Annotated in this window: 28 protein-coding genes; 26 read left to right on the forward strand and 2 right to left on the reverse strand. The window is 69.3% G+C overall.

Annotation, left to right across the window (positions count from 1 at the left end; genetic code table 11):
• The first annotated feature begins 64 nt into the window (after positions 1-64).
• From ACF07S_RS09950 to ACF07S_RS10050, 21 genes are all read left to right on the forward strand, one after another.
• Positions 65-343 carry a hypothetical protein gene (locus ACF07S_RS09950; protein WP_391973871.1) on the forward strand — a complete coding sequence of 93 codons (279 nt, stop codon included), beginning with the start codon at positions 65-67 and terminating at the stop codon, positions 341-343.
• Positions 340-1,107, forward strand: a complete 768-nt coding sequence (locus tag ACF07S_RS09955) for a hypothetical protein (RefSeq protein ID WP_391973872.1) — start codon at positions 340-342, stop codon at positions 1,105-1,107. The genes ACF07S_RS09950 and ACF07S_RS09955 overlap by 4 nt, the downstream gene beginning before the upstream one ends.
• A gap of 14 nt (positions 1,108-1,121) precedes the next feature.
• Entirely contained in the window at positions 1,122-1,412 is a 291-nt protein-coding gene (locus tag ACF07S_RS09960; protein ID WP_391973873.1) for a hypothetical protein, read from the forward strand.
• Positions 1,409-2,260: a hypothetical protein gene (locus tag ACF07S_RS09965; RefSeq protein WP_391973874.1), complete on the forward strand. Its 852-nt coding sequence runs from the start codon at positions 1,409-1,411 to the stop codon at positions 2,258-2,260. Before ACF07S_RS09960 ends, ACF07S_RS09965 begins: the two co-directional genes overlap by 4 nt.
• Positions 2,260-2,427, forward strand: a complete 168-nt coding sequence (locus ACF07S_RS09970; RefSeq protein WP_391973875.1) for a hypothetical protein — start codon at positions 2,260-2,262, stop codon at positions 2,425-2,427. Before ACF07S_RS09965 ends, ACF07S_RS09970 begins: the two co-directional genes overlap by 1 nt.
• On the forward strand, positions 2,427-2,663 hold the full coding sequence (locus ACF07S_RS09975) for a hypothetical protein (RefSeq protein ID WP_391973876.1): 237 nt from the start codon (positions 2,427-2,429) through the stop codon (positions 2,661-2,663). Before ACF07S_RS09970 ends, ACF07S_RS09975 begins: the two co-directional genes overlap by 1 nt.
• 1 nt (position 2,664) lies before the next feature.
• Positions 2,665-2,868 carry a hypothetical protein gene (locus ACF07S_RS09980; RefSeq protein WP_391973877.1) on the forward strand — a complete coding sequence of 68 codons (204 nt, stop codon included), beginning with the start codon at positions 2,665-2,667 and terminating at the stop codon, positions 2,866-2,868.
• Complete coding sequence (locus ACF07S_RS09985; RefSeq protein ID WP_391973878.1) at positions 2,865-3,131, forward strand: phiSA1p31-related protein; 267 nt, start codon at positions 2,865-2,867, stop codon at positions 3,129-3,131. The genes ACF07S_RS09980 and ACF07S_RS09985 overlap by 4 nt, the downstream gene beginning before the upstream one ends.
• 91 nt (positions 3,132-3,222) lie before the next feature.
• A complete protein-coding gene (locus ACF07S_RS09990) occupies positions 3,223-3,579 on the forward strand; it encodes a hypothetical protein (RefSeq protein WP_391973879.1) in 357 nt (118 codons plus the stop codon).
• Positions 3,576-3,893 (forward strand): hypothetical protein, encoded by a 318-nt coding sequence (locus ACF07S_RS09995; RefSeq protein WP_391973880.1) that lies wholly within the window; start codon positions 3,576-3,578, stop codon positions 3,891-3,893. Before ACF07S_RS09990 ends, ACF07S_RS09995 begins: the two co-directional genes overlap by 4 nt.
• Before the next feature lie 109 nt (positions 3,894-4,002).
• On the forward strand, positions 4,003-4,545 hold the full coding sequence (locus ACF07S_RS10000) for a hypothetical protein (RefSeq protein ID WP_391973881.1): 543 nt from the start codon (positions 4,003-4,005) through the stop codon (positions 4,543-4,545).
• 126 nt (positions 4,546-4,671) lie between these two features.
• Positions 4,672-4,794, forward strand: coding sequence for a hypothetical protein (locus ACF07S_RS10005; RefSeq protein WP_391973882.1), 123 nt, complete (start codon positions 4,672-4,674; stop codon positions 4,792-4,794).
• Positions 4,791-5,291: a hypothetical protein gene (locus ACF07S_RS10010; protein WP_391973883.1), complete on the forward strand. Its 501-nt coding sequence runs from the start codon at positions 4,791-4,793 to the stop codon at positions 5,289-5,291. Before ACF07S_RS10005 ends, ACF07S_RS10010 begins: the two co-directional genes overlap by 4 nt.
• Entirely contained in the window at positions 5,288-6,160 is an 873-nt protein-coding gene (locus tag ACF07S_RS10015; RefSeq protein ID WP_391973884.1) for a PD-(D/E)XK nuclease-like domain-containing protein, read from the forward strand. The genes ACF07S_RS10010 and ACF07S_RS10015 overlap by 4 nt, the downstream gene beginning before the upstream one ends.
• Entirely contained in the window at positions 6,157-7,017 is an 861-nt protein-coding gene (locus ACF07S_RS10020) for a hypothetical protein (protein ID WP_391973885.1), read from the forward strand. The genes ACF07S_RS10015 and ACF07S_RS10020 overlap by 4 nt, the downstream gene beginning before the upstream one ends.
• 74 nt (positions 7,018-7,091) lie before the next feature.
• The gene (locus ACF07S_RS10025) at positions 7,092-7,667 is read left to right on the forward strand and encodes a hypothetical protein (protein ID WP_391973886.1); all 576 of its coding nucleotides are present in this window, start codon (positions 7,092-7,094) and stop codon (positions 7,665-7,667) included.
• A 68-nt stretch (positions 7,668-7,735) separates the two neighbouring features.
• Complete coding sequence (locus ACF07S_RS10030; RefSeq protein ID WP_391973887.1) at positions 7,736-8,497, forward strand: hypothetical protein; 762 nt, start codon at positions 7,736-7,738, stop codon at positions 8,495-8,497.
• Positions 8,494-8,859 carry a hypothetical protein gene (locus tag ACF07S_RS10035; RefSeq protein ID WP_391973888.1) on the forward strand — a complete coding sequence of 122 codons (366 nt, stop codon included), beginning with the start codon at positions 8,494-8,496 and terminating at the stop codon, positions 8,857-8,859. Before ACF07S_RS10030 ends, ACF07S_RS10035 begins: the two co-directional genes overlap by 4 nt.
• Entirely contained in the window at positions 8,859-9,758 is a 900-nt protein-coding gene (locus tag ACF07S_RS10040) for a hypothetical protein (RefSeq protein ID WP_391973889.1), read from the forward strand. The genes ACF07S_RS10035 and ACF07S_RS10040 overlap by 1 nt, the downstream gene beginning before the upstream one ends.
• The gene (locus tag ACF07S_RS10045; protein WP_391973890.1) at positions 9,755-10,006 is read left to right on the forward strand and encodes a WhiB family transcriptional regulator; all 252 of its coding nucleotides are present in this window, start codon (positions 9,755-9,757) and stop codon (positions 10,004-10,006) included. The genes ACF07S_RS10040 and ACF07S_RS10045 overlap by 4 nt, the downstream gene beginning before the upstream one ends.
• Before the next feature lie 83 nt (positions 10,007-10,089).
• Positions 10,090-10,776, forward strand: a complete 687-nt coding sequence (locus tag ACF07S_RS10050) for a Bro-N domain-containing protein (protein ID WP_391973891.1) — start codon at positions 10,090-10,092, stop codon at positions 10,774-10,776.
• Between the two features lie 66 nt (positions 10,777-10,842).
• Here ACF07S_RS10050 and ACF07S_RS10055 read toward each other — a convergent pair whose 3' ends face one another.
• On the reverse strand, positions 10,843-11,418 hold the full coding sequence (locus ACF07S_RS10055; protein WP_391973892.1) for a type II toxin-antitoxin system prevent-host-death family antitoxin: 576 nt from the start codon (positions 11,416-11,418) through the stop codon (positions 10,843-10,845).
• Between the two features lie 15 nt (positions 11,419-11,433).
• The gene (locus ACF07S_RS10060; RefSeq protein ID WP_391973893.1) at positions 11,434-11,694 is read right to left on the reverse strand and encodes a hypothetical protein; all 261 of its coding nucleotides are present in this window, start codon (positions 11,692-11,694) and stop codon (positions 11,434-11,436) included.
• A gap of 176 nt (positions 11,695-11,870) precedes the next feature.
• On the opposite strand from ACF07S_RS10060, the gene ACF07S_RS10065 reads away from it, so the two are divergent.
• The 5 genes from ACF07S_RS10065 to ACF07S_RS10085 all read left to right on the forward strand — a co-directional run bounded on the left by ACF07S_RS10065 (position 11,871) and on the right by ACF07S_RS10085 (position 17,019).
• A complete protein-coding gene (locus ACF07S_RS10065; RefSeq protein ID WP_391973894.1) occupies positions 11,871-12,842 on the forward strand; it encodes a hypothetical protein in 972 nt (323 codons plus the stop codon).
• Complete coding sequence (locus ACF07S_RS10070; protein WP_391973895.1) at positions 12,839-13,456, forward strand: hypothetical protein; 618 nt, start codon at positions 12,839-12,841, stop codon at positions 13,454-13,456. The genes ACF07S_RS10065 and ACF07S_RS10070 overlap by 4 nt, the downstream gene beginning before the upstream one ends.
• Positions 13,453-13,839, forward strand: a complete 387-nt coding sequence (locus tag ACF07S_RS10075; protein WP_391973896.1) for a hypothetical protein — start codon at positions 13,453-13,455, stop codon at positions 13,837-13,839. Before ACF07S_RS10070 ends, ACF07S_RS10075 begins: the two co-directional genes overlap by 4 nt.
• Positions 13,836-14,153 (forward strand): helix-turn-helix domain-containing protein, encoded by a 318-nt coding sequence (locus ACF07S_RS10080; RefSeq protein ID WP_391973897.1) that lies wholly within the window; start codon positions 13,836-13,838, stop codon positions 14,151-14,153. Before ACF07S_RS10075 ends, ACF07S_RS10080 begins: the two co-directional genes overlap by 4 nt.
• A 97-nt stretch (positions 14,154-14,250) precedes the next feature.
• The gene (locus tag ACF07S_RS10085; protein WP_391973898.1) at positions 14,251-17,019 is read left to right on the forward strand and encodes an LAGLIDADG family homing endonuclease; all 2,769 of its coding nucleotides are present in this window, start codon (positions 14,251-14,253) and stop codon (positions 17,017-17,019) included.
• Positions 17,020-17,167 lie beyond the last annotated feature (148 nt).

Below are 17,167 nucleotides of genomic sequence, written 5' to 3' on the forward strand. Positions count from 1 at the left end.
CGCGCCTACGGGACGACCTCGCGATCCACCCCTACCGAACCTGTCGAACCGAAAGGGGCTTCACGTGAAGCCATCATCCCAGATCCAGCAGGCGACCGGCCCGGTCGTCTGGGTCCTCTCCAAGGGTGAGGATCACGAGGGCGGCGACGTTCTCGGCGTCTACGCCTCGAAGAGCATCGCCAAGGGTCCGTTCGCCGAGGCCGCCTGCAGCATCCCGTTCGACCTCGACGGGGCATGGCAGGACGAGACCGGCGCCGTCCACGCTCACGGCGGATGCGACTGGGTCTCCCTGGTGCCGTACCCGCTCGTCACGCAGCTCGCGGTCGACGGCGGTGCGGCATGAGCGACTACCCCGAGATCGCCACCCGCTTCGCCTGCGACGTCGTCAGCCACGAGATGGTCGTGCTGCACGACGACGGCGTGTACCGGCACCTAGTCTTCCGTGAGCCGACGCACGGCTACTACTGGTTCGAGCTGATCACCACGCCGCAGCAGCTCGTGTTCTCTGGGGACGGCAACAGCTACGTCTTCCGCTGCGCCACGGACATGTTCCAGTTCTTCCGCTCCGGGATCTACCGCGACGGCTCGCTGCACATCAACCCCGGCTACTGGTCGGAGAAGCTGACCAGCGGGCGTGAGGCCGCCACCTCCTACAGCGAGAAGCTGTTCGAGGAGGAAGTGGCCGAGACCCTCACGGCCGTCGAGGAGGACTATCCCGGCATCGCAGCAGCTTGGGCCGAGCACGTCGAGTCCGAGTTCAACTGCGAGTACGAGGAAGAGGCCCGCCGAGCCCTCTCCGAGTTCCGGTTCGGCGAGGCGTACCTGGCCAAGTGCAGCGAGTGCAACTGGGAGTTCGAGTGCGACTCCTACGCGGTCGCTGCAGTGAAGGCGCGTGGTCACCGCCGGGAGGCTGGCGACAAGCATGCGGCCCCGGTGCGTGACCTGACCTTCACCTTCTCCGACATGGGTGAGATGCAGCTCCAGGACTTCGACTGGTGGTTCCTGTGGGCCTGCCAGGCGATCGTCTGGGGTATCGCCCGCTACGACAAGGTCCGCAAGTACGGGCTGCAGTCGCTGGCCACCCCGAAGGCGGGGGTGGCGGCATGATGCGTGCCCGTCGTGTGAACCACTTCGCCGTTGCCGCGGCTTGCCAGGCCAGCCCGGGTGAGTGGCTGCCGGTCGGCGACTACAACTCCGGGCAGACCGCTTACGGGATGGTTTGGGGTATCCGCAACGCCAGGTTCGGGGCGCGGTCGGCGCAGCAGCGGTCGGCTTACGATCCGGCTGGTTCGTTCGAGGCGCGGGCTGTCCAAGGCGAGTTCGGTGTCCGGGTGGAGGCGCGCTACGTCGGAGTCAGCAATGACGCAGCGTGGGCCGATGCGCTCGCCTCCGTGGTCGGGGGTGCTGCGTGAACGCCGAGCAGTGGAATGCGCTGTACCCGGTCGGCACGCCGGTGTTCGCCTACCCCGGTTTCCGGCCGGAGGACGCCTCTGACGCCCGCCGGCTGGTCACCCGTACCCGCACCGCAGCCCAGGTGTCGGCCAGCGGTCATCCCGTGGTCTGGGTCGAGGGGGAGGGCTCGTACATCTGCCTCACCCACGTGGACCCGGTGTCGGAGGAGCAGTTCGCGGAGGCGCGGAAGGCTGTGGCCGCCGCCGCTGTGGCCGCGACGCCTGCCCTGCCGGTGCCGGTCGGCGACCAGCCGCAGCCGCTGACTGACGAGCGGCTCGCGGGGATCGCGGCCCGTACTCCGGAGCGTGCCGCCGCCCTGACCGCATGGCTCGACAAGTTCGCCCCGGTGGACGGACAGCGGGCCCTGGAGAACGCAGAGACGGTCCTCGGGGAGGACGTCCCCGCCCTGCTGGCGGAGATCCAGCGGCTCAAGGCGGAACTGGCGAAGTACGTCGGCAAGGAGCCGACCGTCGCCGAGGAAATGGAGTACCTGTCCCGTTGCCTGGACGCCGTGCGCGACCTGTGCGACGAGGCGGAGAAGCAGGCCACCCGCTGGGAGAACCCGCTCCCGGTGCCCGAGTGGGTCGAGCAGGTTCGTGCCGCCGCCAGCGGCGAGCGCCCCGAGGACCCGAACGACAATCGCCGCCGCATCTACGTGGACGGCAAGGGCAACGGCTGGATCTCCGTCTGCCACGACGAGGGCACCGAGTGGGTCGTGCCCGTGCAGCCCGAAGTGGCCGTCGAACAGGACGTCAGGGACGTCGCCGACGAGACCGGCTCCCTGCGGGAGATCGGCAGGTGCTGGTGATGACCCGCCCGATCTCCGACCTGGACGTGCCGCTGCCGACGCTGCAACAGAAGGTCGCCGATCTCGTCGATCGACAGCGCGAGCAGCGCGCGGAACGGTCCGCCGAGCGACTGCGGAACTTCCTCGCCCCCACCGACCAGACCAACCCTGCGCCGAAGGAGGCGTGATGAGTGCCCAGTTGTACGGCCCGATAGCCCTCGACCTGGGTGACGGTCCGGTCGCCGCCACTTACGGCCGAGACGAGGACGGCCGGCCGTTCGCCCGGCTCGTGTTCGGCGAGGGCAGCCAGACGGTTGTCGTAAGCGTCACCCGCACCCCGGCCGACACGCTCACCCAGCTGCAGGAGGCGATCGCCCAGCTCGCCGCCTGGACGAAGCGGCAGACGCTCCGAGAGGCGGCCTGACATGGCGACCGCGACCGAGCCCCGTCCGCTCGCCGACCTGGAACAGGACGCCTTAGCCCGCGTCGAAGCCGAGTTCGCCCGCCGGGCCCGCGGCGTGAAGCCGTGGACGACCGGCGAGTACGTCGACCGGATCGCCAAGGTCCACGCCCACTACGAGCAGCGCCGGCAGTGGCTGCGCATGCACGAACAGGAGACGGCCTCATGAACACCTACACGCATGACGGCACCACCTTCGACCTGGACGTCCCGCACCTCGACGTCACCGGCACCGAATGGCAGTTCATCGGCCAGTACAACGACGCTGGCGAACCGCTCATGGGGTCTGTGCCCCACGGCTGCTCCATGCCGGAGGGCCCGGTCGTCTCCCTGCCGGACGTGTACGCGTGGCACGGCCCGCTCATCCCGACCCCGCGCAAGGCGACCGCCGCCCTCTACCGGCGAGTCCTGCTGACGGTGGTGACCCGATGACCGTCCTCGCGCCGCTCATCCTCCTCGCCCCGATCCCCGTGATCTTCGCCATCGAGCAGTTCTTCGCCTGGATCGACCGCAAGGAGAACCAGTGAGCACCGTGACCGCGCCTGCGGCGACCGACATAGCCGCCGTCCTCGACCTCGCGCACGACCACATCAGCACGGTCGGCTACTGCAAGAAGTACCTGTACGACACCCGCCAGGCGTCGACTGGGCTGCCGCTCGACAAGTGCAGCGTGGACCTCATCGGCGCGATCAACGTCGCCGTGCACGGCACCCCGCGGCACGTCGGCGGCGACCCGCTCACCTGGGCCGCCGAACAGGCCCTCGCCGCCCGGGTCGACGCCCCGTCCCTCGCGGCTTGGTGCGACTACCCGGGCAGCAGCAAGACGACCGCGTTGGCCCTGCTCCGCGACACCGCCGACGCACTCCGGGACACGGCGTGATCCACGGCAAGGGCAAGCGACGAGCCGGCGAAGACAACATCCGACTCCGGCAGAGGCTGACTGACGCCCACGACGACCTCGCCTGGTACCGGCGCCGCCTCATGGCCGTCACCGCCCGCTGCCGCGCGTTGCAGGCGCAGGCCGACATCGCCGACGGGCAGCGGGTGATGGCCGAACAGCTCGTCGCCCGGCAGACCGCCCAGCTCATGGAACGCGACTCGCGGATCGCCGAACTCGAACGGCTCGCCAAGGTCGCCACCGACGACACCGTCGAAACGCCCATCCCCACCGCGGCCCAACTCGCCGCCGCCTGAACCGCCGCCCAGGCCGGATGCAGCCAGGCCGGCCGGGCGGCGCCCAAAAAGAACCCCGCCCGGGGCTATCGGGCGGGATCCGACACCAGCATCCCACGGAGGAATTCCCATGATCGGTGAGACCACCGAGTACCGCATGGTCATCCACGGAGAGCAGCGGTACACCGTCCGCGACGCCATCGAGGCGGCACCCGGACTGGTCGTGTTCCGCATGCCCGACAACCAGTCCTTGAACTGCGCGGCTCGCTGGCGGATCGGCCACCACGGCGGGCTCGCCATCGCCGAAGCGATGCGCCGCGAGGACGCCTTCAAGGGCGCCGAGATCCTCGTGCAGTCCGGCATCGACTGGACGCAGGACACCGAAACCATCCAGGCCGCCCTGTCCGGCGACACCGTCAGCGACCTGACCGCCAAGCTCAGCTGGGCCTGGTGCGAACAGCCCGGCAGCTCCTACATGCCCGGCAACGTCACCCGCAACGGCACCTACACCGACGCCGACATCGAGGCCGCAGCCGCCGAATACAAGGCCGACGGTCTCAACGCGCTGCAGATCCTCACCGCAATGACCCACAGCGTGCCGTGGATGGGCCTCGACACCGAGGACTTCAACGAAGCCCAGAACCGGATCGTCGCCCTCGCCGACGCCGCCTGACCCACAACTCCACAGGCCGGCGGTCGTGTCGAGGCCCCCACTCCACGACCGCCACCCGAGCCGCCAGCCCCACACCCCCCGGTCGGGGCTGGCGGCCACCCATCAGCACACCCTCAGGAGAGTCACATGAAGACCGAAACCACCACAAAAGCCACCGGCCCGCTCGGCTGCCGGAACTGCGGCGACACCACCGGACCCTTCACACGCGACGGACTCTGCGAAGACTGCGCCGACGGAGACCAGCAGTGACCGCCGCCGTCGAGACCCGGGGCGGCCTGGACGTCACCGAGCGCCGCGACAGCCTGCTCGCCCTCATCAAGCGCGAGCCACAGCAGCCCGTCACCACACGCCAAGCCCAAGACCTCTACAGCATCACTCCGTGGAGCGGCATTGGGCGCAACGCGGCACGCCGAGACCTGCGCGACCTCGCCTGCCGTGGCCAGCTCCTCCCCATCACCGTCGACGGACAGCGGGCCTACCTGCTCACCCCCAAGGTGGTCCACCGACACCCCGGCGGTCGCATCCGTCCCGAACTCGCACTCCTCCAGGCCATCGCCAACGAGGGCGGCGAGTGGACTCCGGGCCGGGCAAAGGTCATCCTCCGTCGCGCCCTCGGTACCAACGTCTATCGGGCCGTGGCTCACCGCCACCTCGACACCCTGCACCGCGACGGCCTCCTCGAACTCCACAGCGAGCGGCCCGGCCACTGCTACTACACGTCGCTCATAGAGGGCGGTGCCGCATGACCACCTTCGCTGAGCCGGCCGTCGAAGCGCCCGCCTTGGGCCTGCACACGGACCTGTCGAACGAGGACTACCACGCCGACAGGACATCCCTGTCCTCGTCCGGCGCCCGCAAGCTCCTGCCCCCGTCCTGCCCCGCCAAGTTCCGCTACGAGCAGGACAACCCGCCGGCCCCGACCAAGACGTTCGACTACGGCAACGCCGCCCACAAGCTCGTCCTCGGCCGCGGCCCGAAGCTCATCCTCGTCGATCACGACGCGTGGACCACCAAAGACGCCAAGACGGAAGTCGCCGAGGCCCGGGCGCAGGGCGGCATCCCCCTCAAGCGGCACGAGATGCAGATGGTGAAGGACATGGCCGAGGCCATCCGACGCCACCCGCTCGCCGCCGCACTGCTCGATCCCGCCACCGGAGCGCCCGAGCAGTCCGGGTTCTGGATCGACGGACCCACCGGCATCCGCCGCCGCGTCCGCTTCGACTGGCTGCCCTCCATCCACTCCGGGCGGCTGATCATCCCCGACTACAAGACCGCGGACGACGCCAGCGAAGAGGCGATGCAGAAGGCCATCGCCAAGTACGGCTACAACCAGCAGGCCCCTTGGTACGAGGAGGGCGCTCAAGCCCTCGGAATGGGCGGCGACGACACCGAGATGCTCCTCGTCGTCCAGGAGAAGAAGCCGCCCTACCTGGTCAACGTCATCGGCTTCGAGTTCTTCTCCCGCGAGATCGGCCGGGCCAAGAACAAGGCCGCTATCGAGAAGTTCGCCGAGTGCATGTCGACCGGCCACTGGCCCGGCTACGCCGACGAGAACCCCAACTACCTGCCCCTTCCCGGCTACGCCGAGAACCGCGAGAAGGAGATCTACCTGTGAGCTTCCCCGTTCAGATGCCCGCCGCTGCCGGACCGGACCGTGTCGGCCAGTCCACCGCCGTCGAGCAGTCCCGCGCCGTCGCCGAAGTCCAGGCCGCTATCTACGTCGCCCGCCAGTTCCCCCGCGACGTCGGCCGCTCCCGCGCCGCCATGCAGGCCGCCTGCGGGTCCATGGCCCTCGCCGAGAAGGCGTTCTACGACTTCCCGCGAGCTGGCGGCAAGGTCACCGGCCCCACCATCAACCTCGCCAAGACCCTCGCCCAGGCGTGGGGAAACATCCAGTACGGCGTCTCCGAGATGCGCCGTGACGACGAGTACCGCCAGTCCGAGATGCAGGCCTGGGCGTGGGACGTCGAAGCCAACACCCGGCACGTCCTCACCTTCGTCGTCCCCCACGCCAAGTTCGCCAAGGGCAAGGTTGAAGCACTCATCGACCTTCGAGACATCTACGAGAACAACGCGAACAACGGTGCTCGCCGACTCCGCGAGGCGATCTTCGCGGTCATCCCGGACTTCTTCATCGCCGAGGCCGAAGAACTCTGCCGGGAGACCCTTGCCAAGGGCGACGGCAAGCCGCTGCCGGAGCGCATCGACGGCGCCGTGAAGGTGTTCCAGCAGCTTGGCGTCAACCCGGACCGGCTGGAGCAGAAGCTCGGCCGGCCGCGAGAGCAGTGGAACGGCGCCGACATCGCCCAGCTGCTCATCACCCACAAGTCGATTCAGCGACGCGAGATCGCCGTCGACGAGGCGTTCCCGCAGGCCCGCATCACCGGCGCCGAGATCACCGGCAAGAGCAGCGGCGGACGCAAGCAGGGCCCGCCGGACGACGACCCGTGGGCCGGCACCCCCACCAAGTAGCCCACATCCACAAGCCGGGGCCCCGGCCGTCCGAAGCAGCCGGGGCCCCGGTCCATCCAAGGAGATCACGAACCATGACCATCGACCAGACCAAGACCGTCCAGCAGAACGTGTCCCGCTCGCTCCTCGACACGCTGATCGAGCGCTGGCAGGAGGTCGCCGACGCCTACCAGCCCAAGGCCAGCGGCCCGGACGACGACCTGGCCCGCCGCTACAGCGACTACCGGCACATCTACCTGCGGAACATCCGCGACCTGCGGCACCTCCTCGACACCGGCCGATTCCCCTGCTCCCTGATGAGCACCGACGAGCGCCGCCGCGGCGACTGCGGACGCAACCACGAAGACGAGCACGACAAGCGCGGCTGGATCGGGGCCATGGCTGCCGCCGATGACCCGTTCGCTCAGGCGGAGAAGGCCGCCGCCCGCGAACCGTGGGGGCCCGGCGTCACCCGCGACCAGGCCATGGCCAGCGTCGTCACCCTCCACCTCGCCGAAGCGCTCCTCGACGGCAAGTCCGAAGAGGTCCGCACCTGGGCCCGTGGTCTTGCCCACGAACTGCGGCGCGAGCAGATCGACCTGATCGACGACATCGGCCGGCACATGCAGCGGATGGCCCTCGGCGGCCCCACCAACGAAGTCCCCTTCTAGCCCGCACACGCGAAGGCCGGCCCGCGGGCAATGCGGGCCGGCCCCTCACCCGACAAGGAAACCACGCCATGACCCGTTGGTACCCGCGCCAGCACTACAAGCGAGGCGGCACGCACCCGCCCCTCACGTCCGTAAACCGGATCGGCGAGCACTCCTCCGCGATGCGACGGCAGAAACAGCGCATCCACGACAAGCGGATCCTCGCGAACTACGTCCAGCTCAAGCCCGGCGTCCTCGTCGTCTGGGACCGGCAACCCCACCGCGTCATCGAGCTCGCCGAGCGCCCGCTGGACCTGTGGGGCGAGAAGCACGAGATGCGGTTCGCCACAGCCGTCGAAGCCTGGGAGCGGTACGGGCGGCGCGGCGAGCGGCCCGAGAAGGCCACCTGGGACGGACGGCCCTACGTGTTCGTCCTCCAGCCTGACGGCAAGCCGCACGAGAAGCCACTTCACCTGATCGGCCCGGCGAACCACTCCTGGGACGTCCTGCCCGAGCATTACATGATCTGCGCGGCATGCGGCGAGCTCCCACCCTGCCGCCACGAGGAAGCCGAACGCATCGCCGACCAGCAGGCCGCAGTCGCCGACGTCCTCATGGACATCCCGCCCGGCCACTGCCTCGGTTGCGGCGAGTTCATCACCAGCCGCCAACAGGCCACCCGCTTCCCCGGCCCCAACCTGTGGCGGTTCGACCTTCCCGACAACTCCGCCGTCTTCCACGCCCGGCAGGAGTGCTCGGAGCCGCGCGAGAAGTACCGCGCGCAGTGGGAAGCCCGAGGCGGCATGAAGCAGCAGACCAGCCTCTTCGCCGACGAGGAGAACACGCCATGACCCAGCAGCTCCAGTTCCCCGAGCCGGTGCAGGGCACCATCTCCCCGGCCGCCGCCGAGACTGCCAAGCAGGACGGCATCGCCCGCGCCACCGCGAACACCCCGCCCGACTGGGCCACCGCCTGCCGCGCCGCGATAGAGCTCATGGCCCGCCGCGGCACCCCGTTCCAGGCCGCCGACCTCATCGCCGAAGGCCTCGTCGACGAACCCGACCACCCAGCCCGCTGGGGAGCTGCGTTCAACAACGCCGCCCGCGCCGGCGTCATCCAGGAGGCTGGCTACGTCCGGTCGAAGCGGGCCACCGTCCACGGCTCCATCTGCAAGCAGTGGACCGGCACCAGCAGCTTCCGGAGGGCCGCCTGATGGGACGCCCCGCCATCCCCGCTGAAGCCTTCGAGCACGGAGACGTCCGCCGCTACCGCCGAGGCTGCAAGTGCCGCAAATGCCTCGACGCCGTCACCGCCGACGTCCGCCGCGGACGCTACCTGCGAGCCACCGGACGCGGCTACATGACCGCCCCCCACCGCGCAGCTCGCCACATCGAACACCTCCGCGCAGCCGGCATGCCCGACCGCGACATCATGACCGACGCCCTTATCAGCCAGAGTGTCCTTTACCGGATCGTCCGCCAGGAAGGCGAGATCCGCCGCGCCACCGAGGTCCGCCTCCTCGCCGTGAAGCCACGCGAAACCGACCTCCCCGGCTCAGGCAGCCACATCCCCGGCATCGGCACCAGCCGCCGCCTGCGCGCCCTCGCCGCCGACGGATGGCCCGCCACCCAACTCGCCCGCCGCTGCGGCAAGCACAAGCAGTTCATCGTCTACCTGCAGAACCAGCCCGACACCCTCGTTGTCCGCCGCTGGGTCGCCGACTACGTCACCCAGCTGTACAGCGAGCTCGAAGGACTCAAGCCAGAACAGCACGGCGTCGCCCCCCACATCGCCAAACGCACCCGCGACCGTGCCGCCTCCAAGGCATGGATGGGCACCGCCTACTGGGACGACGAAGCGTTCGACGACCCCACCTTCAACCCGGCGGATGCCCTGCGGGAGCTCAACTTCCACGAGCGTGGCCAGCTCCGCCGCGAAGAGATCATCCACCTCGCCTGGTGCGGCCACGACCCCGAGCAGATCCTCGACCGCCTCAACAACGAGGTCTCGATCTCCACCGTCCGGCAGATCGTCCTCGAGTGGCGCACCGGCCAGAAACGCGACCGGAAGCAGCAGGCCGCAGAACAGTCGGAGCTGGAGGCCGCCGCATGAGCGCCGACCGCTACGCCTGGATGTCCGCCGCCCTCTGCGCACAAACCGACCCCGACGCATGGGTCGACAACCTCGCCGGCGGAGGCAGCCGCACCGCCACGAAAATCTGCGCCCGCTGCCCCGTAACCGCGGCCTGCGCCGCACACGCCACCGCACTCGAAGCCCACGACGGGACCACCATCCCCGGCGTCTGGGGCGGACGGACACAAAACCAGCGACGCAAGGAACGGCAGCAGCAAGCCGCCTGATCAGCCGCGGGGCCGACCGAGTTCGGCCCCGCCCAACAGCTCCCCGCCAGGCGGAGTGCACAGCCACCTAGGAGATCAGCCCTGTGAACATCGAACGCTTCACCAACGCCGAGTTCGACATCGAAGTCCTACCCCGGGACAACTCCTTCATCGTCCTCGCGCCAGGGCTGGCCCGAGGACTCGCGTACAAAGACGCGCACGACATGCTGCGGTCCGTTCCAGAGGATGAAAAAGGGTCCGCACCAGTGCGGACCCTTGGTGGTAACCAGCGGGTTTGGCACCTCACCGAGCCTGGCTTCTACCGCGTGATCGGGCAGCGGCAGGTCTCTCGGATCAAGGACGACTTCATTCGGGACCAGGTCGACCGCTTCCAGCGCTGGATCTTCCACGAGGTACTGCCCTCGCTGCGGCAGAACGGCCACTACAGCCCACCCGTCCCCGGCAACTTCCCCGAGCCCGTCGTCCTGCCCTGGGACACCGCGGCTGCACACCTGCGCCAGCGATACGGACTCCCCATCGACGGCGTCATCGAAATGCGCGAACGCCTCACCGACGCCGGAGTCCTCAAGCTCACCGGCACCCCACGCAAGGAGTACCGCGACCTGTTCTGGCCCGTCGGCCGCCGCTTCGACATCCACATGCACGCCCTGCCGATCCTCGCCGGCCGCGTCGCCCAGGAGCTCTACCGGCTCGCCGAAGCCCAGTCCGGAGTGCAGACGGCTCTCGAACTGGACGCCATCAGCCGCCGGGCCCTCGAGGGCGGTCGCTAACCCGCACGACAAAGGGCCCCGCAACCGCGGGGCCCCAGAGGGACCGAGAGAAGGGAGGACCGGATGTCAGCCGTCGGACTCGAGAGCACGCCGCTTGGCCACCGCCAGGGCTTCGCGCAGGACGCTGGCGGTTTCCCTTGCGTCAGCGTTCCCCTCCGCCTCCAGCAGATCGGGCAGCCGACGCAGGGCTTCGACTATGCGCCGGTTCTCCATGATCTCCTGATATTTGGCCGGGGAGACGATGACGGCGTCGCGGCGCCCGTAGTTGAGGAGAGCTACCGGGGTGCCGGCCTCGGCTTTGCGAACGAGGCTGGTCAGCTTCGAGCGGGCCAGGGTAAGGGAGATTTCCTCGACGCCATCGGCGGCAACGACGTGCCGGATGCTCTTACGGGAGCGCCGCGGCGAGTACGTCCCGTTGTGCTCGGGGTCTTCGGAACGGATCGCCTCTTCCTCAGCCTTGGCCGCGGTCGGTCGGTTATCGAACCACTCCACCTCTCGGCGAGCGACGTGCGGCCACCACTCCTTCGACTTGGAGTGCTGCTCGAAACGAACTTCGGGCTGGTGGCTGATGCCGATGTACAGCAGCGTGCCCGCCTCGTCGTACAGGCGGTACAGGGCAGTTCGGCAGTGGTCGAGCCACACGGTCAGTCTCCTCGGTCAGGCCGGGGAGTCTCCCGGCTGGGCTTTCTTCCTGCTGGTGACGGTCGGTTCGCGCAGGCGACCGATGTCGTTGGCGCGGGCGATGCGCCGGATCGTTTCGTAGCTGTAGCCGGTCGCGGCGGCGACCTTGGCCGGCTTCAGGCCGGTGCGCAGGGCGTCGACGACGGCGGTCTCGAACTGCTTGGCGGCGGCCTCTTCGGCGGCACGCTTCGCTTCGGCTGCCTGCTTCAGGCGGGTCACGACTTCCTCCTCGGTCATGGCGGCATGGTCCCACAGGGGTGTGGCCACATCCAGTTGCACAACAGTAGCCAACATTCATGTGTCCAAGTGTATGTTGGCTATATGGGTTCGCGCCAGCCGCGAAACCGACCGCCCTGAAGGGCCTGGTTCCGCGTGCCCGAGACCCCTGATGACACCGCCCTAAGGAAGAACTGATGCCCTGGTTCAGGATCGACGACAAGGCACACTCCCACCCGAAGCTGATCAAGGCTGGGAACGCTGCGCTCGGTCTGTGGCTGCGCTGCGGCTCCTACGCCGCCCAGCACCTGACCGACGGCATCGTGCCCGGCGTCGTGGCCGAGTTGTACGGCACCAAGCCCCAGGCGGCCAAGCTCGTCAAGGCCGGCCTGTGGCACGAGCACGGACACGACTGCCCCGACGGCTGCCCCAACCCGGCGCCCGGCGACTACGTCTTCCACGACTTCCTCGAGGACGGCCGCAACACCTCCCGCGCCCGCCACGAGGCGGAGCGGAAGAAGGCTCGCGACCGCCAGTCGAAGCACCGCGAGGGCGCCCGCAGCGACCGCGGCGGAGCCCAAAAAGGCGACCGAAACGCCGACGAATCGAAGGACTTTACCTTCGATTCGTCCTCGAAAAAAAGTGAAAGTGCTTCGGAAAAATCTCAAAGTTCCGACAGCGGTGCAGGTCAGCAGGGTTCGTCACGGCGTGACGCTTCCGTCACGGGTATCCATGCCGGTGCCACTCCATACCCCAGTACTTCCTACGGAAGTACTGGTGCTGCAGGCGAGCCGCGACCGGACGGCCTCCCCGACCCCCTCGCCGAACTAAAGCGCGGCATCGCCAACGCGGGCCTCGCAGGCGTCGCCTGGGACCTCCGAGAGTCTGGCTGGGAGTACACGCGGCAAGCCATGAACCGCGTCGGCGTCGCCGCGATGGTCGCCTTCGCCGTCAACTCCGCCCGCCTCAAGGGCGTACCCGCCGGCGCCTCCGCCTGGGTGCAGGGCTGGAGAACCCTCGAGCCCCCCGAGGAGCAGGGCGACGTCACCTACCTGCCGGTCGCCGTCGGACAGACCGGCCAGGCCAGCCGCAACCAGCAAGAAGTCGACGACTGGGCCAGCCGCGCCATGGCCCGAGCCCGAGCCCGCATGAATCAGGAGGACCAGTGACCCCCGACGAAACCGTGATGCTCGCCCGCTACGTGCGAGCGCTGTGCCCCCAGCAAAAGTTCGACGAGTACACCCCCGACGCTTGGCACGACGTCCTCGCCGACTATGCGCTCCCGAACGCTCGTGCAGCTGCTGCCGCGGTGGCCCGCAAGCAGCCGTTCGTCAGCCCGGCCGAGATCATCGCCGAGATCCGCCGAACCCGCGACGACCGCGCTGCTGACATTCAGGGACCGGGCCTGCCCGCTGAGGTACCGGACGCCGATCCGGACGACGTACAGGCGTACCTTGCGGCCCTTCGTGGGCAGCGCACCCGGGCCGCCGACGGCCAGGTGATGAGGCGTCGTCCGGTCGCCGAGCTGCTGGCCGGTGTCGGCCGGGAAATCCCGACCGAGGTGGCCGCAGTGAAGCGCCCGGGGCCACTCGGTATCGAGTGCCCTGCTTGCGGGGCGCCGATAGGCCGACCGTGCCGGATGGACAACGGTCGGGAGCGTGCTCCGCACTCCGCGCGATCTGGTCGCGACGAGCAGGCGGAGATCGAGCGCCGCAAAGCGGCCTCTGCCCGTCTCCTCGCCAGCCAGCGGGGCGACGCCGACATCGTCGAGGAGGCGTCGTGACTGACTTCGACGCCGCCCAGATCGCGGCGGCCCGCAGGAACGGGTCGCTGAAGAGCCTGCTGCGTGAGCAGATCGCGGAGGGCAAGGCCCGGCTGGGGACCGCGGTGGTGAAGGAGTGGCCGTCCGGTCGGCGCCGGGACGTTGGCGGCATCACCTGCCCGCACTGCCACGCCGACCCCGACCAGCGCTGCCACGTTCTGAGCCGCGACAAGACGTTGCCGAAGCCGCATCAGCAGCGGCTCGCCGTGTGGGCGCAGACCGTCGCCTGCTGCCCCACGTGCCAGATCGGGCCCGGGGAGCGCTGCCACGCCGACGGGATCCCGCTGCCGCCCGCCACCGTTCACGCCCGCCGCTACCAGGAAGCCGAGGCCACCGCCGCATGACCCGCACCTGCGCTATCGACGACTGCACCAACCCGGTCCGTCCCGGTCGGCGTATCTGTCATAAGCACAGGCACCGTCTCGCCCGGCACGGCGATCCGGACTTCACCGAGTGGACGGTCGCTGACGAGTACGACGTCGAGATCGTCGTCGAGCAGGCCCGACCGGTGGAGGGGTTGACCCGACTGGAGCGGGTCATGGTCGGGCGCGGTCTCAGCCGGCGCGGGCTGCCTGCGGCCGAGGTTGCTCGCATCGTCGGCGTCGACCCGCGCACCGTCTACCGCTGGCGTCGCGAAGACCGGAGGGCTGTCGCGTGACCGCCACGGGCCCGACCTCGCCGCCAGACGTCTGCACCTGCGCCCGATGCGGCGGCAACGCCAACAAGCACACCACCCACCGAGAGGACGCCGCCTGATGTACCGCCACGACGACAAGTTGACGCTCATGGACTGGTTCTGCGGGGCTGGCGGCAGCTCCCAGGGTGTTCACGCCGTGCCCGGGGTTCGGGTGGAGCGGGCCGCGAACCACTGGAAGTTGGCGATCGAATCGCACGCCGCCAACTTCCCGACCACGAGCCACTACCAGGGCGACATCCGCAAGGCCCCGGTGTGGGACTGGCCGGTGACCGACATCTTCTGGGCGTCCCCGGAGTGCTTCCCGGCCGGTACGACCATCCTCGCCCGACGCGGGCTCGTGTCCATTGAGGACGTGGTGGTTGGCGACGAGGTGTTCACCCACGAGCGCAGGTGGCGTCCCGTCACGGCCACGATGCGGAAGGTCGCCGAGACCGTCCAGATCAAGGGCGTGGGTCTGGCTGGCGGTCTCGAGACCACGGGCGAGCACCCGTTCTACACTCGCCAGCGCGTCAGGGTCTGGCAGAACCACCCGCGCCGATACCGCTACCAGCTCGACAGCGCCGCAGAGTGGACCGAGGCGAAGAACCTTGCCGGCCGCTTGTGGGCAACCCCGATCGACTTCGGCGACGCGCTGCCTGTCCCGGAGGTCGGCGGCCGGGGCGGCCTTGAGCAGACCGCAGAGTTCTGGTGGCTGATCGGCCGCTGGCTCGGCGACGGCTCGCTGCGCCTCGAGGAAAGGCCGAAGGGCGAGAAGAGCCGCTACGACGTAGTCATCTCCTGTGGCCACCACGAGGCTGACGCTCTCGCCGCCCGGCTCGCTCTCGTGACGGGCCTTCGATGGGGGCGGCGCGACATCCGAACTGCCACCAATTTCACGGCCGCGCACCGAGGCCTGGTCGAGTGGCTGGCAGAGCACTTCGGCCAGTACGCCGCAGGCAAGACGATCCCCGCCTGGGTCCTGACGATGCCCGCCGGCGTCCGGCGGGCACTGCTCGACGGTTATGTATCCGCCGATGGCTGCACGAACGGGGCCTATCAGCGGATGACGACCGTCTCCAAGAGCCTTGCCGTTGGTCTGCGGATGCTCGCCAACTCTGTGGGACACGTGGCGAACCTGTCGGGCCCGTACACCCGCAAGGGAGAGCGGACGATCGAGGGACGGGCGATCAGCGAGCGGCCCTTCTGGTCGCTGAACTGGGTAACCGAAGGCCCGAAGCATGCTTTCCACCACGACGCGGACGGCTACCGATGGGCCCCGGTCAAGACCGTCGAGGTCACCGGCCGCCGGATCGAGGTGTTCAACCTCAGCGTGGCCGAGGATGAGTCCTACGTCGCCGACGGCATCACGGTCCACAACTGCACGAACTGGTCCGTCGCGAAGGGCAAGCGCCGCGACTTCGCCAGCGCCATGCAGGGCAGCCTGCTGGACCTCCTCGCCGGCTTGGACGAGGAGGAGGCGGAGCCGTCCGCCGAGGAGGAGTCCCGGGCGCTGATGGAGGAGGTGCCGCTGTACCTGCGCGGTGTCCAGGAGCGCGGCGGGTTGGTGAAGGCCGGGATCGTCGAGAACGTCGTCGACGTCCGCGCGTGGGATCAGTGGGACCGGTGGATCGGGGAGATTCACAAGCTGGGCTACAGGACGCGGATCATCGCGTTGAACTCGATGCACGCGAACCCGCGGTCGGTGCATGCGGCGCCGCAGTCCCGGGATCGCCTGTATGTCGGCTATTGGCACGAGTCCCTGGGCCGTACTCCGGACTGGGACAAGTGGCTGCGTCCGCGTGCCTGGTGCTCGGGGTGTGACGCGTTCGTGCAGGCGATGCAGGTGTTCAAGGACCCGAAGCGGGACATGGGCCGCTACCGCAGCCAGTACGTCTACCGGTGCCCGAACACCTCTTGCCACAACCAGGTTGTGGAGCCGGAGGCCCTGCCGGCGGCCGTCGCGATCGACTGGTCCATCCCGGGGCAGCGGATCGGTGACCGGGCCAAGCCTCTCGCGGAGAAGACGCTGAAGCGCATCGAGGCCGGGCTGCGGAAGTTCGCCCGCCCGGTGCCGATGATGGTTCCGGCCGGCGGGACGTGGCGGGACGCCGCAGTTTCGGTGGGGGAGCCGATGCCCGCCCGGACTACGCGTGAGAACGACGCGCTGATGGTGCCGCCGCTGATGATCCCCGTCGAGGGCCAGGACGGGAAGGAAGCCCTCTCCGCGCACAGCCCGCTGCGGACCATGACGACCCGCAACGAGACCGGCCTGGCGTGGCTGCCGTTCATCGCCGAGCTCCGCGGTGGCGGCTCCGTGGCGCGGTCGGTGACGGAGTCCCTGGCCACCGTGACGGCGTCCGGGAACCACCACGGTCTCGTCACGCCGCCGATGCCCGCAATGGTCATGCGGAACAACGGCTCGAAGGGCGACGGGGGCGAGCACTGCACCTCGCCGGCCGAGCCGTTCCGGACGATGACGACGGCCGGGCACCAGTCGCTGCTCACGTGGGAGCACATGCTCGTGCCCTACTACGGCAACGGCACCCCGCGGTCCGTGAACGACCCGATCGGCGCTCTCACGACGTGCGACCGCTACGCCCTCGTGCGCGGCGAGGTCGACATCGACGACGTCCTCTTCCGGATGCTCGAGCCGCACGAGATCGGCCGCGCCATGAGCTTCGCCGACGAGTACGTGGTCCTCGGGAACAAGCGGGAGAAGGTCCGCCAATACGGCAACGCCGTCACCCCGAACGCCGCCGAAGTCCTCGTCTGCGCGCTGGTGGAGGCCATCACCGGCGAGGAGCTGTCCCGATACGAGGAGACCGCGGACCTCGAGGCTGCCGCCTGATGTCCCGCTGTCTGGCGTGTGGCCGCCTGCTGCGCCGCCCGTCTCGCACGGGCTTGGGCCCTGTCTGCGCCCGCCGCCTGAGCCCCACCGCCCGCCGGCCCGCGCTCCGTGCCGCTGATCCGCCACCCGAGATCCACCCCGACCAGAC

Origin of the sequence: Streptomyces sp. NPDC016640, from assembly GCF_043076215.1 — a bacterium.
Taxonomy (GTDB): Bacteria; Actinomycetota; Actinomycetes; order Streptomycetales; family Streptomycetaceae; genus Streptomyces.

Bases quoted from the DNA above. Each gene is read 5' to 3' on its own strand.
- ACF07S_RS10045 (WP_391973890.1), top strand. From the start codon at position 9,755: ATGAGCGCCGACCGCTACGCCTGGATGTCCGCCGCCCTCTGCGCACAA.
- ACF07S_RS10040 (WP_391973889.1), top strand. From the start codon at position 8,859: ATGGGACGCCCCGCCATCCCCGCTGAAGCCTTCGAGCACGGAGACGTC.
- ACF07S_RS09980 (WP_391973877.1), top strand. From the start codon at position 2,665: ATGGCGACCGCGACCGAGCCCCGTCCGCTCGCCGACCTGGAACAGGAC.
- ACF07S_RS10080 (WP_391973897.1), top strand. From the start codon at position 13,836: ATGACCCGCACCTGCGCTATCGACGACTGCACCAACCCGGTCCGTCCC.
- ACF07S_RS10005 (WP_391973882.1), top strand. From the start codon at position 4,672: ATGAAGACCGAAACCACCACAAAAGCCACCGGCCCGCTCGGCTGCCGG.
- ACF07S_RS10060 (WP_391973893.1), bottom strand. From the start codon at position 11,694: ATGACCGAGGAGGAAGTCGTGACCCGCCTGAAGCAGGCAGCCGAAGCG.
- ACF07S_RS10035 (WP_391973888.1), top strand. From the start codon at position 8,494: ATGACCCAGCAGCTCCAGTTCCCCGAGCCGGTGCAGGGCACCATCTCC.
- ACF07S_RS09970 (WP_391973875.1), top strand. From the start codon at position 2,260: ATGACCCGCCCGATCTCCGACCTGGACGTGCCGCTGCCGACGCTGCAA.
- ACF07S_RS09975 (WP_391973876.1), top strand. From the start codon at position 2,427: ATGAGTGCCCAGTTGTACGGCCCGATAGCCCTCGACCTGGGTGACGGT.
- ACF07S_RS09955 (WP_391973872.1), top strand. From the start codon at position 340: ATGAGCGACTACCCCGAGATCGCCACCCGCTTCGCCTGCGACGTCGTC.
- ACF07S_RS10065 (WP_391973894.1), top strand. From the start codon at position 11,871: ATGCCCTGGTTCAGGATCGACGACAAGGCACACTCCCACCCGAAGCTG.
- ACF07S_RS10085 (WP_391973898.1), top strand. From the start codon at position 14,251: ATGTACCGCCACGACGACAAGTTGACGCTCATGGACTGGTTCTGCGGG.
- ACF07S_RS10000 (WP_391973881.1), top strand. From the start codon at position 4,003: ATGATCGGTGAGACCACCGAGTACCGCATGGTCATCCACGGAGAGCAG.
- ACF07S_RS10030 (WP_391973887.1), top strand. From the start codon at position 7,736: ATGACCCGTTGGTACCCGCGCCAGCACTACAAGCGAGGCGGCACGCAC.
- ACF07S_RS10015 (WP_391973884.1), top strand. From the start codon at position 5,288: ATGACCACCTTCGCTGAGCCGGCCGTCGAAGCGCCCGCCTTGGGCCTG.
- ACF07S_RS10025 (WP_391973886.1), top strand. From the start codon at position 7,092: ATGACCATCGACCAGACCAAGACCGTCCAGCAGAACGTGTCCCGCTCG.
- ACF07S_RS09985 (WP_391973878.1), top strand. From the start codon at position 2,865: ATGAACACCTACACGCATGACGGCACCACCTTCGACCTGGACGTCCCG.